The sequence below is a fragment of the Hamadaea sp. NPDC051192 genome (genome assembly GCF_040682475.1).
In the GTDB taxonomy this organism is placed as follows: Bacteria; Actinomycetota; Actinomycetes; order Mycobacteriales; family Micromonosporaceae; genus Hamadaea; species Hamadaea flava.
Window position 1 is genome coordinate 1 of record NZ_JBFBAZ010000201.1, and the last position, 10,741, is coordinate 10,741.

Annotated in this window: 9 protein-coding genes and 1 pseudogene; 8 read left to right on the forward strand and 2 right to left on the reverse strand. The window is 70.8% G+C overall.

The features are described 5' to 3' along the window. From AB0M47_RS39865 to AB0M47_RS39900, 8 genes are all read left to right on the forward strand, one after another. On the forward strand, nt 1-541 hold a 541-nt coding region (locus tag AB0M47_RS39865), incomplete at its 5' end, for a sugar phosphate isomerase/epimerase family protein (protein WP_363423495.1). Between the two features lie 4 nt (nt 542-545). Then, nucleotides 546-1,754, forward strand: a complete 1,209-nt coding sequence (locus AB0M47_RS39870) for a low temperature requirement protein A (protein WP_363423497.1) — start codon at nt 546-548, stop codon at nt 1,752-1,754. Continuing rightward, entirely contained in the window at nt 1,751-2,983 is a 1,233-nt protein-coding gene (locus AB0M47_RS39875; protein ID WP_363423499.1) for an MFS transporter, read from the forward strand. Before AB0M47_RS39870 ends, AB0M47_RS39875 begins: the two co-directional genes overlap by 4 nt. 123 nt (nt 2,984-3,106) lie before the next feature. Continuing rightward, a complete protein-coding gene (locus tag AB0M47_RS39880) occupies nt 3,107-3,574 on the forward strand; it encodes a DUF4190 domain-containing protein (RefSeq protein ID WP_363423500.1) in 468 nt (155 codons plus the stop codon). 89 nt (nt 3,575-3,663) lie between these two features. Then, nucleotides 3,664-5,913 carry a transglycosylase domain-containing protein gene (locus AB0M47_RS39885; RefSeq protein WP_363423502.1) on the forward strand — a complete coding sequence of 750 codons (2,250 nt, stop codon included), beginning with the start codon at nt 3,664-3,666 and terminating at the stop codon, nt 5,911-5,913. A 33-nt stretch (nt 5,914-5,946) separates the two neighbouring features. After that, complete coding sequence (locus tag AB0M47_RS39890; protein ID WP_363423504.1) at nt 5,947-6,684, forward strand: (Fe-S)-binding protein; 738 nt, start codon at nt 5,947-5,949, stop codon at nt 6,682-6,684. After that, nucleotides 6,681-8,108 (forward strand): lactate utilization protein B, encoded by a 1,428-nt coding sequence (locus AB0M47_RS39895; RefSeq protein ID WP_363423506.1) that lies wholly within the window; start codon nt 6,681-6,683, stop codon nt 8,106-8,108. The genes AB0M47_RS39890 and AB0M47_RS39895 overlap by 4 nt, the downstream gene beginning before the upstream one ends. Nucleotides 8,109-8,118: 10 nt before the next feature. Then, nucleotides 8,119-8,814 (forward strand): LUD domain-containing protein, encoded by a 696-nt coding sequence (locus AB0M47_RS39900; RefSeq protein ID WP_363423508.1) that lies wholly within the window; start codon nt 8,119-8,121, stop codon nt 8,812-8,814. A gap of 82 nt (nt 8,815-8,896) precedes the next feature. Here the strand turns inward: AB0M47_RS39900 and AB0M47_RS39905 are convergent, their stop codons facing one another. Both AB0M47_RS39905 and AB0M47_RS39910 read right to left on the reverse strand, forming a co-directional pair. Continuing rightward, complete coding sequence (locus AB0M47_RS39905; protein WP_363423510.1) at nt 8,897-9,712, reverse strand: alpha/beta hydrolase; 816 nt, start codon at nt 9,710-9,712, stop codon at nt 8,897-8,899. Beyond that, nucleotides 9,709-10,741, reverse strand: a pseudogene (locus AB0M47_RS39910) (hypothetical protein); the annotation flags it as partial. The pseudogene AB0M47_RS39910 and the gene AB0M47_RS39905, both read right to left, overlap by 4 nt.

Below are 10,741 nucleotides of genomic sequence, written 5' to 3' on the forward strand. Positions count from 1 at the left end.
GTTCCCGGGCGCCTCGGCGCCCGACACCGCCCAGCTCAGCCCGGGCGCCTCGGCCCCCGGGACCGGCCAGCTCAGCCCGGGCGCCTCGGCGCCCGGGAATGACGCCGATCAGCGGGCGGTCGCACGGTTGCGCACGATCGCCGACCGGCTGCCAGACGGCGTACAGATCTGGCTGGAGACGCACGACTCCCATCCTCGGGGCGTCGACGTCGCCCGGATCCTCGGTCAGGTCGACGACGACCGGGTGCGGGCGATCTGGGACGTCCTGCACCCGTGGCGGGTCGGCGAGCCGCTGACCGTGTCGCTGGCGGCGCTGCATCCGTACCTGGCACATGTGCAGGTCAAGGACGTCCTCAGCGCCACCGAGCGCACTCCCCTGCCGCTCGGCCAGGGAACGGTTCCGCTGCGCGACGCGCTGGAACTGCTCCGGCGTGCGGCGTACCCAGGCTGGCTGAGCCTGGAATGGGAGAGCAAGTGGCATCCCGAGGCCGGACCACTGCGGGAGGCCTTGATCGCGAGCCGGGCGTGGCTGGCATCATGATCGCGTGAGCGCCCCCTCCGCCACCCTGCGGTCGAAGACCTCCGACGAGACGTCCGCCGTCAGCACGACGGCCGGTAAGAAGGTCACCCCAGCCGAGCTGTTCTGCGACCTGGTCTTCGTCTTCGCGATCGTCCAGGTCTCGGCCCTGCTGCACCATGATCACACCTGGGCCGGGATCGGGCATGCCGCGGTGCTGTTCCTGCCGCTGTTCTGGGCCTGGTCGGCGATCTCAATCCACGCCAACCTCAACCCGATCGAGAACTCGGCCGACCGGATCACGATGTTCGTCGCGGCCCTGGGCGCGCTGTTCATGGCGGTCTCGGTCCCGGACGCGTTCGGCGACCGGGGCATCATCTTCGGGGCCGCGTACCTGGTGCAGCGGGCCGCGTTGACGCTCCACGAGGCGATCACGCCCACCGATCGCCACCCCGGCCTGTTCTTCCTCGTCTTCTTCCAGATCAGCGGCCCGCTGATGTTCCTCGGCGGCTTCCTCGCCGGGAACGCCCGCCTGGCGGTGTGGATCCTGGCCATCGCGATCGACGTCGTCATGCCGCGCCTGATGCGGCGTCAACTGGGCCGGATGACCTTCGACCTGCCGCACCTCCTCGAACGGCACGGCCTGTTCCTGCTCATCGCGCTCGGCGAGTCCATCCTGTCGGTCGGCGCGACCGCGGTCACCCTCGACCGCCTCACCTCGCCGGTGATCGCCACGATGATCAGCGGCTTCGCGCTCGCCTGCGGACTGTGGTGGATCTACTTCGTGTTCGCGGGGGCGGCGCTGGAGGAACGACTGCCGGTGGCGATCGCCCGGCTGCGGACCGACCAGCTCGGCCGCATGCTCGGCTTCAGCCATCTCTGGCTGGTCGCCGGGGTCATCGCCGTCGCGGTCGGCCTCGCCGAAGCCATCGCGCACCCCGAGCACCATCTCGACCGTGGCATCGCCAGCCTGCTGTTCGGCGGCGTCGCGCTCTATCTCGCCACCTTCGGCTACACCACCTGGCGCATGTTCCGCCGGCTGCCGCTCGCGCGGCTGGTCTCGGCCGCGCTCGTGCTCGGCATGCTGCCGTTCGCGACCGAGGTCCCGGCCGTCCTCGCGCTCCTCGACCTCGCCGTCGTGCTCATGCTCCTCGCCATCATCGAGTACGCCGTCCGCGCGTACCGGGACCGTAAAGCGCGTCAGCGGCACCCTGATCCGGAAGAAGCGACCACGTGAGCAGCAAGCTGGGCGGACGCGGTTTCGCCCTGTTCTGGGCAGTGGAGACACTGTCCACGTTCGGCAGTTCGTTCTCGGTCATCGCCGTGCCGCTGATGGTGCTGCACGCGACCGGCTCGGTGACCCAGATGGGCCTGCTCACCGGCACGCTCGGGGTCGCCACCCTGGTCAGCGGCTTCTTCGCCGGGGTCGTCGCCGATCGGTTCGACCGCCGCCGGCTGCTGATCATCTGCAACGTCGCGCAGGCCGTGCTGTTCGGTGTCGTCCCGCTCGTCTGGCTGTTCGCCAGCCCGATCTGGCTGCTCTACGTGGTGGTGCCGCTGACCGGCGCGTTCGCCATGCTGTTCCGGGTCACCTACGTGACCGTGGTCCCCCGCCTCGTCGACGCCGACCAACTGACCCGGGCCAACGGGCGGCTCTCGGCCAGCTTCGCCGCGTCCCAGGTCATCGGGCCGATCCTGGCCGGCGTCGTGTCGGGGCAGTTCGGCCCGTCCGTCGCGATCGCGGTCGACGCCGCGACCTTCGTCCTGGCCTCGATCGGCCTGCTCTTCGTACGCCTCCGCCCGCCGGTCGCGGCCGACGAGCACGCGCTCCCCGCGAAGGTGTCGTTCTGGGCCGAGTTCAGCGCCGGCGCCCGCTTCCTCTGGCGGCACCCGGTGCTGCGCTCGATGCTCGTCCTGCTGACGATGATGATCTTCTTCTGGCAGGGGCTGGTCGACGTCGTCATCTTCTACCTCAAGCACGATCTCGGGCAGCCGGACCGCACGGTCGGCTACGTGATGGCGGTGGCCGCCCTGGGGACCGTCGCGGGGGCGCTCACCGTCGCCCGCGTACGCAAGGTGATCGGGTTCGGGATCACTTGGATCGGCTCGACGATGCTGGCCGGGCTGTTCGTCGCGGCGATCGCGTTCACCCACTCCGTGCCCGGCGTCGCCGTCTTCACCACGCTCGCCTTCGCCTTCACGGCGGTCGGCGGCATCTGCTCGATGTCGCTGCGCCAGGAGATCACCCCGAGCGCGCTGCTGGGCCGGGTCACCTCGGCCTGGTGGACGATCCACTTCTCGCTCGGCCCGATCGGCGCGGCGGTGGTGACGGCTTCGGCCGAACGCTTCGGGGTCGGCCTCGTCATCGGCATCGCCGGGCTGGCGTACCTGCTGATCTCAGCGGTCGGCTTCCTCACGCCGATCCGGCAACCGCACCCGGAGCGCATGGTCGTCGACGCCGCCTGAGCACGCCGCCCGGCGACGGCCGGTCATGGGTTGCGATGGCCGGGCCGGGTCGCCGGACGCGGCCGCGTTCGGCATACTGACGGGCGTCCCGCACCGGCCACTGTGTACACGGAGGATCGCCGGATGACCGCCCCCGAACCCCCGGCCGCACTGCCGCCTGCGGTGCCGTCGCCTGCCGTGCCGTCGCCGCCGCCTGCTGAGCCCGCCCAGCCGCCCGCGCAGCCCGCTCAGCCCGCTCAGGAGGTCGCGCTCAGCACCGGGCGGCTGTCGGAGGTGGCCCGGACGTCGAGCGACGCGTTCCGGCGTACGACGGCCAAGCACAATGTGCTGGCGATCGTGGCGCTGCTGACGGTCGCGTTGTCGGTGCTGACCTTCGGCATCCTCGCCCCGATCGGCGCGATCCTCGGACACTTCGCGCTGCGGCAGCTCAAGGGGCGTGAGCAGACCGGCCGGGGGATGGCACGCGCGGCGGTGATCATCGGGTGGACCTTCACGTTCTTCCTGCCCTGCCTTACCCTGTTCCTCGGGATGGGCACGATCCTCGCCTTGATCAAGACGGCAGCGGAGCTGATCGGCCTGTTCGCCGGTTGACAACGAGCTGAACGCCTATTCCGTGTCAGAGAGTGACGGCCTTCACACTCCCGATGACGATCTTGTGATCGCCGGGCAGTCTTGCCTGCATGGCAACCCCCGCTCATAGTTCGGCCACCCCTCGAAAGCTCGTCCGCGCCGCCGTCGTCGCAGTGCTCGCCGGCGCCGTCGTCGCCGGTCTGGCTGTGCCCGCGAGCGCGCTGGCGGCCTGGGCGGTCAACCACGCGGGCGTCGCCTGGGACGACCTGCCCGACGCGTTGCAGAACCCGGCCCGGCAGGAGGCCAGCTACCTGTACGCCAACGACGGCAAGACGCTGCTCACCACCTTCTACGACCAGAATCGCCGGGACGTGAGCCTGGACGAGGTCGCGCCGGTCCTGCGGCAGGCGGTCGTGGCGGCCGAGGACTCCCGGTTCTACGAGCACGGCGGCGTGGACCTCAAGGGCATCCTGCGTGCGGTGGTGGCCAACGGCACGAGCGGCGAGGTCGAGCAGGGCGCGTCGACGCTGACCATGCAGTACGTCCGGAACGTGCTGAAGAACGACCCGACGTTGACCGACGAGGAGCGCGCGGCCGCGACGCAGGTGACCGCCGGGCGCAAGATCAACGAGGCCCGGTACGCGATCACGCTGGAGACCCGGCTGACCAAGGACCAGATCCTGGAGCGGTATCTCAACATCGCGTACTTCGGGCACGGCGCCTATGGCGTGTACGCCGCCGCCCACACCTACTTCTCCAAGGACCCGAGCAAGCTGACGCTGGACGAGGCGTCGCTGCTGGCCGGTCTGCTCCAGTCACCGGAGTCCGACAACCCGATCGACGGCGACACCAGCCGGGCGCTGACCCGGCGCAGCTACGTCCTGCAGGCCATGGTCGGGCTGGGTGAGATCACCGCCGACCAGGCGAAGACGGCCACCGACGCCGAGCTGAAGCTGACCCCCGGCGCGTCGCCGAACGACTGCACCGCGGCCAAGGCCTCGACCGGCTACTTCTGCGACTATTTCCGCAGCTGGTGGCAGTCGCAGGCGGCGTTCGGCGAGACCGCCGCCGACCGGCTGCAGGCGCTCAAGACCGGCGGTTACCGCATCATCACCTCGCTCGACGCCAAGGTCCAGGCGACCGCGCAGACGCAGGTGCTGACCGTGTACGGCTACAGCAACAAGCGCGTGGCGCCGATGGCGGTCGTGCAGCCCGGCACGGGCAAGGTCCTCGCGCTGGCGGTGAACCGGCACTACAGCGCCGCGGCCGGGACCGGCAACACGATGAACCAGCTCGTCGCGGGCAACGGCACGAGCCTGCCCGGCTACCAGGCCGGCTCGACGTTCAAGATGTTCACGATGCTGGCCGCGCTGGAGGCGGGCAAGGCGCTGGACACCGGCTACTACTCGCCGAACCGCTACAAGTCCCAGTACGCCGATTCCGGGTCGAACAGCTGTGACGGCTACTGGTGCCCGGAGAACGCCGCCGCCTCGATGGCCGGTTACCGGAACATGTGGACCGGCTTCGGCCGCTCGGTGAACACGTACTTCGTGCAGCTGGAGGAGTCGGTCGGCGCGGACGCGGTCGTGGAGATGGCCGAGCGGCTGGGCATCAAGTTCCGGTCGAAGGAGAACCAGCAGAACGCGCAGGACGCGTCGAGCTGGGGCGCGTTCACCCTCGGCACCTCGCTGACGACGCCGCTAGACCTGGCCAACGCGTACGCCACGGTCGCGGCCGAGGGCAAGTACTGCTCCCCGACGCCGATCTCGTCGATCACCGACGCGGACGGCAAGTCGGTCGCGGCCGGGCAGCCCGACTGCAAGCAGGCGATCAGCGCCGAGGTCGCCCGCGCGGCCACCGACGCCGCCCGGTGCCCGGTCGGCCAGCAGTCGGCGTACTACCGCTGCAACGGCGCGACCGCGAGTTCCGTGGCCAACATCGTCGGCAGCCGCGACGTCGCCGGCAAGACCGGCAGCTCCGACGGCAACGTCACGGAGTCGTTCGTCGCGTACACGCCGCAGCTGGCCATCGCGTCGATCGCGGCCAACCCGAGCACCAGCAAGGACGCCGTCGGCTCCGCGGTGCAGCGGGACGTGATCCAGGCGGTCGCGCGTACGCTCAACACCTCGCTCAAGGGCGTGGCCGAGAAGAAGTTCACCGCACCCAAGCTGACCAGCGCGTTCGCCTCGGGTTACGAGCCGCGCGAGGAGCCGAGCCCGACCCCGTCGGAGTCCTCCCGCAACGGTAATGACAACGGGAACGACAACGGCAACGGCCGGCGCAACCGGAACACCACGCCGACGCCGTCCACCAACCCGACCAGCGGGCTCGGCGGGATCTTGGGCGGGTGGGGCAACTGACTCCGGCCGGATGATCCTATAGGATTCTCCGGCGTGAGGGTCGCGCTGTTCGTCACGTGTCTGGCCGACGCCATGTTTCCCGACGTCGGCCGGGCGACGGTGGCGGTGCTGGAACGGCTCGGAGTCGAGGTCGTCTTCCCGCCGGGGCAGACCTGCTGCGGGCAGATGCACGTCAACACCGGTTACCAACGGCAGGCGGCCAAGCTCGTCCGCAATCACGTCGACGCCTTCGAGCCGTACGACTACGTCGTCGCGCCGTCGGGCTCCTGCGTCGGCTCGGTACGCCACCAGCACGCGATGGTCGCCCGCAACGTCGGCGACGCCGGGCTGGCCGACCGGGCGCAGTCCGTCGCGACCAGGACCTACGAGCTGTCGGAGTTCCTGATCGACGTGCTGGGCGTCGAGGACGTGGGGGCGGCGTACCCGCATCGGGTCACCTATCACCCGACCTGCCACAGCCTCCGCATGCTGCGGGTCGGCGACAAGCCGCTGCGCCTGCTCCGCCAGGTACGCGGCCTGGACCTGGTCGAGCTGCCCGACGCCGACCAATGCTGCGGCTTCGGCGGCACCTTCGCGGTCAAGAACGCCGACACCTCGACGGCGATGCTGGCCGACAAGATGCGCAGCGTGCTGTCGACCCGGGCGGAGGCCGTCTGCGCCGGCGACTCGTCCTGCCTGATGCACATCGGCGGCGGCCTGTCGCGGCTGCGCACCGGCGTACGCCCGATCCACCTGGCCGAGATCCTCGCGAGCACCGGGAGCGCCGGATGAGCCAGACCTTCCTCGGGATGCCGCACGCCCCGGCCGGAGTCGGCCACCTGCACGGCGATCGGCCGTTCCCCGACGCCGCCCGGGACGCCCTCGCGAACACCCAACTGCGGCGCAACCTCGGCCATGCGACCGCCACCATCCGCGCCAAGCGCGCCAGTGTCGTCGGCGAACTCGATGACTGGGAAGAACTTCGCCTAGCCGGTGAGGCGCTCAAGGCGTACACGATGGCTCATCTGGACGAGCTTCTGCCGCAGCTGGAAGCGGCCGTGACCGCCCGCGGCGGTGTGGTGCACTGGGCGCGGGACGCGACCGAGGCGAATCAGATCGTCGTGGACCTGGTACGCGCGACCGGAACCGATGAGGTCGTGAAGGTCAAGTCGATGGCCACCGCGGAGATCGGCCTGAACGAGGCCCTGGCCGCCGCCGGGATCGCCGCGGTCGAGACCGACCTCGCCGAGCTGATCGTCCAGTTGGGACACGACGAGCCGAGCCACATCCTGGTTCCGGCGATCCATCGCAACCGGGCCGAGATCCGCGAGATCTTCCTCCGCGAGATGCCCGGCGTGGACCCTGCGCTGACCGACGAGCCCCGGCGGCTGGCCATGGCCGCGCGCGCCCACCTGCGGGCGAAGTTCCTCACCACGAAGGTGGCGATCTCGGGGGCGAACTTCGGCGTCGCCGAGACCGGCACGATCACCGTCGTGGAGTCCGAAGGCAACGGCCGCATGTGCCTGACCCTGCCGGACACCCTGATCACGGTGATGGGCATCGAGAAGGTCGTGCCGACCTGGACCGACCTCGAAGTCTTCCTGCAACTGCTGCCGCGTTCGTCCACCGGCGAGCGGATGAACCCCTACACCTCCACCTGGACCGGGGTCACACCCGGCGACGGGCCGCAGACGTTCCACCTCGTGCTGGTCGACAATGGACGCACGGCGGTGCTGGCCGACCCGGCCGGGCGCTCGGCGTTGCACTGCATCCGCTGCTCGGCCTGCCTCAACGTGTGCCCGGTCTACGAGCGCGCGGGCGGCCACGCCTACGGATCGGTCTATCCCGGCCCGATCGGCGCGGTGCTGACCCCGCAACTGACCGGCGCCGCCACCTCCCTCCCGTACGCCTCCAGCCTGTGCGGCGCGTGCTTCGACGCCTGCCCCGTCCGCATCGACATCCCCTCGATGCTGGTCCACCTGCGGTCCACCCAGCCGCATCCACCGGCGGAACGGGCCGTCATGGCGGCCACCTCCTGGACGATGGCCTCAGCCGGCCGGTTCCGGCTCGGCGAACGCCTGCTACGGCTCGGCCGGCTGATCGCCCGCCGGGGACGCATCCGGCGGCTGCCGCCGCCGCTGTCGGCCTGGACCGACACCCGCGACCTCCCCGCACCGCCCCAACAGACCTTCCGCGACTGGTGGTCCGCCCGATGAGGATTTCCGGATGAGCGCCCGCGACGACATCCTCGCCCGCATCCGCGCCGCCAACACCGGCATCGCCGCTCCCCCGGTTCCCCGGGACTATCGGCGTACGGGGACTCATGCGCCGGGCGATGCCGAGCTGTTGGAGCTGTTCACCGATCGGCTCGTCGACTACAAAGCCACCGTCGTGCCCTGCACTGCCGCCACGCTGACGGCGACGCTCGCCGACATTTGTCGTGACTGGACGGTCGTCGTCCCGGCCGGCTCGGCTTCGTCGGCTTCATCCGTGCCGGGCGCTCCGTCTGTGCCGGGCGCTTTATCCGTGCCGGGCGCTTTGTCCGTGCCGGGCGCTTTATCCGTGCCGGGCGCTTTATCCGTGCCGGGCGCGGTCGTGGACGACGGGCTTTCCTACGCCCAGCTCGACGTGCTCGACGCCGTCCTCACCGGCTGCGCCGCCGCCTGCGCCGAAACCGGCACCATCGCCCTCGACGCCGGCCCCGACCAGGGCCGCCGCGCCGTCACCCTGATCCCCGACCGGCACATCTGCGTCGTCCGCGCCGACCAGGTCGTGCACACCGTGCCCGAACTGCTGGCCCGGCTGGACCCGACCCGGCCGCTCACCTTCATCAGCGGTCCTTCGGCCACCAGCGACATCGAGCTGCATCGCGTCGAAGGCGTCCACGGGCCGCGTACGCTGATCGTCGTGCTCGTCGCCTGACTCGGTCGCCCGCCACTTCGGCGCCGCCCAGTGATCCTCGGCCTGCACCGGCCCTGAAACGGATTCATGCTCTCGGGCTGGCTCAGGCGGCGCGTTTGAGGATCTCGGCGGCCACCCGCTCAGGTACGGCGTCCGGAATCCAGTGGCTCACGCCGTCCAGCTCGACGAAGGCGTACTCGCCGGTCACGTGGCGGGCACAAGCCTCGGCGGCGGCGCGCCCGATCGCGATGTCCTCGTTGCTCCAGAGGAACGTCGTCGGCACGGTCACCGGACCGAGCCGGCCGAAGTCGCCGTGTCCCATCGCGCGGTACCAGTTGAGGCCGCCGGTGAGCCGCTCCCGGTCCAGCATCGGTGTCACGTAACGGTCGACCCGACCCTCCGGGCAGCCGAGGAACATCGCCCTGATCCGCAGCCCGTCGTCTTCGAGGAGGACGTCCTCGGCTTCCGGCGTACGGAAGAAGTCCATGTAGGACGATCGTTCCCGCTGGTCGTCGTCGTGGCGGATGGCACGCCCGAACGCGGCCACGTGCGGCACCGACAACGCGGTGAGGGTCCGGGTGCGCTGAGGATGGCGGGCCGCCAGGTACCAGCCGACCGCCGCGCCCCAGTCGTGCCCGACGACATGCGCCGCCTCGACCCCGAGCTCGTCGAGCACGGCCAGCGCGTCGGCCGCGATCTCACTGATGCGGTACGCCTCCACCGCCGCCGGCCGGGCGCCCGGGGCGTACCCGCGTTGGTCCAAGGCGACCGTACGCAGGCCGGCGTCCCGAAGCGTCGGCGTGACGAGGTCCCACTCCCCTTTGTGCTGAGGGAACCCGTGGAGCAGCAGCACGACTGGACCGTCTTCCGGGCCGTCCACGTCGGCGTCGAAGGTCATTCCGCGTACGTCGAACTTCACGCGACGATCTCCCATCGGGTCAGGCCGAGCGCGGCCGAGATGCTGACCAGCGCCGAGGTGCCAGGGTCCGCTGCGATCGTCCGCAACGGCTCGGTCCGGGCGTACGCGAGCGGCCGCCCGTCCGTCGTCCAGGTACGCACGCCGTCGTCGCCGCAGGTCACCAGCACGTCGCCGGACAGGGCGATCCCGGTGACGGGGCTCGGCGAGGTGGCGATGATCCGCTGACCGCCTGAACCCACATCCCAGCGCCGGATCTGCCCCGCCGCATCGCCGGAGTACGCGTACCCGCCGTGCAGGACGACCGCCCAGACCGGCTCCTCCCCCGGATGCACCCGGATCGGCTCGGCTCCCGCACGCAGAATGCGTACGCTCCCCGAAATGTGACCAGTCACGACGAGCCCGTCGTCGGCGACGGCGACCGCCGTGACCGAGTCGCCCACCCGTGCCTGAGGAATGGTCTCCCACCAGCCGGAGCCGGGCGCGGACCGCCAGACCGATACGCCGCCCCGGCCGCCGCCCGCGACGAGACGACCGCCGTCGGGCGACGCGGCCAGCAGCCGACCTCCCTCGTGCCACAACGCCGGACCGGCGACCGTGACGTTGCCGTCGGTTTCGAAGGGAGGAACCGACGGTGGCGTCACAGCGGTGGCTCGGAGGTCGGGGAAGATCACTCGGCCGTCGTCGAGCAGCGCCGCGATCCCGGAACGCGTGACGGCCACCCCGTGAATGGGCTGCCCCACATCGACGGTCATGTCACCCGGCGAGAGCCCGTCACCCGACCACCGCCCGTCGCCCGACCACAGCCCGTCGCCCGACCACAGCCCGTCACCTGACCACAGCTGGAGCCGACCGTCCTGCCGCGCCCCCACCACGAGCCCGCCGGTCGGCCCGCTCTGTGTGGATCTTGAATGGTTGGCGTCGCCAGGGCGACGGTTACTGTTCAAGGTCAACTCCGCGCCGCCGACGCCGACGCCGCCGACGCCGACGCCGGAGCCGGTCGGGCCGCCAGCAGAGCCCAGGCGAGGGTGT

Excerpts from the sequence above, each read along its gene's own strand:
- AB0M47_RS39880 (WP_363423500.1), top strand. The coding sequence starts at position 3,107 with ATGACCGCCCCCGAACCCCCGGCCGCACTGCCGCCTGCGGTGCCGTCG.
- AB0M47_RS39885 (WP_363423502.1), top strand. The coding sequence starts at position 3,664 with ATGGCAACCCCCGCTCATAGTTCGGCCACCCCTCGAAAGCTCGTCCGC.
- AB0M47_RS39895 (WP_363423506.1), top strand. The coding sequence starts at position 6,681 with ATGAGCCAGACCTTCCTCGGGATGCCGCACGCCCCGGCCGGAGTCGGC.
- AB0M47_RS39900 (WP_363423508.1), top strand. The coding sequence starts at position 8,119 with ATGAGCGCCCGCGACGACATCCTCGCCCGCATCCGCGCCGCCAACACC.